1 protein-coding gene is annotated in these 1,157 nt (G+C 72.9%); it reads right to left on the bottom strand.

The window, feature by feature from the left end; all coding sequences use genetic code 11:
- On the bottom strand, positions 1-1,157 hold a 1,157-nt coding region (locus tag ACL02T_RS34845), incomplete at both ends, for a radical SAM protein (protein WP_412835085.1).

Consider the following 1,157-nt stretch of genomic DNA (forward strand, 5'->3'; position numbering starts at 1 on the left):
ACCTCGATCCACTGCGCCGCCGGCAGCTTGCCCTTGGTGAGGACCCACCGCACCTCGTCGTCGAGGATCTCAGCCGCGGTCCCGGGGATCGAGCCCAGACCCGCGGCCTTCAGCTCGCCGAGCCACTCGCGGATCGACACCCCCGCCTTCGACGCCGCCGACACGATCTCCATCGGCGAGAAGGCGTGCACGTGCATCCCCGGCACCGCCTCGCGCACCGCCCGGACCAGGTCGGCGTAGAAGGTCACCGGAAGCTGCGGGTCGATCCCGCCCTGCACGCACACCTCGGTCGCCCCGTCCCGGGCCGCCTCGACCGCGCGCGAGGCGATCTCGGGCAAGGAGAGCCGGTAGGCGTCGGCGTCACGCTCGCGCTGGGCGAAGGCGCAGAACCGGCAGCCGACGTAACAGACGTTGGAAAAGTTGATGTTGCGGTTGACCACGTAGGTGACCTCGTCGCCGACGACCAGCCGCCGGAGATCGTCGGCGAGCCGGGCCAGCTCCTCCAGCGCCGGACCCTCGGCGGTCAGCACCGCCATGGCCACCGCCTCGTTGGCCGGGTCGAGCAGCCCCGCCGGGCTCGACGCGGCCAGGTCCAGCCCGGCACGAACGTCGCCCGTCAGCCGCGCGGGAACAGAAGCCGCCGCGCGGGAACGCTGCGCCGCGAGCTCATCGCGCAACTCGTCCCAGTCGCCGTAGACCGAGGCGAAATCCCCACGCCGATCCCCCGTGCGCCCGGTCGTGTCGATGCTGCTGTGCAGGTCGGTACGGCCGGTCGACGCGAACCCGCCGTCGGGCTCCTGCCACGGCCGCCCCTCGACGACCGCCTGCTCGTCCGCCAGACCCGTCTCCGGGTCGGCGAGCGCCGCCACGTGCGCGTGCAGCCGGGTGTCGATCCACGGCGAGCCGGCCAGCACGTACCTCGGATAGACCGTGAGCCGCTCCCGGAGGGTGAAGCCCGACTCGGCCGAGCGCGCCGCAAGCTCGGAGATGACCGGCCACGGCCGCTCGGGGTTCACGTGGTCCGGCGTGACCGGCGAGACACCACCCCAGTCGTCGATCCCGGCCCGCAGCATCAACGCGAACTCCTCGCCGACCAGGTTCGGCGGGGCCTGCACGCGCATCCTCGGACCCAGCACCAGCCGGGCCACCGCGATCGT

The sequence above is a fragment of the Pseudonocardia oceanicola genome, assembly GCF_047200735.1.
GTDB lineage: Bacteria > Actinomycetota > Actinomycetes > Mycobacteriales > Pseudonocardiaceae > Pseudonocardia.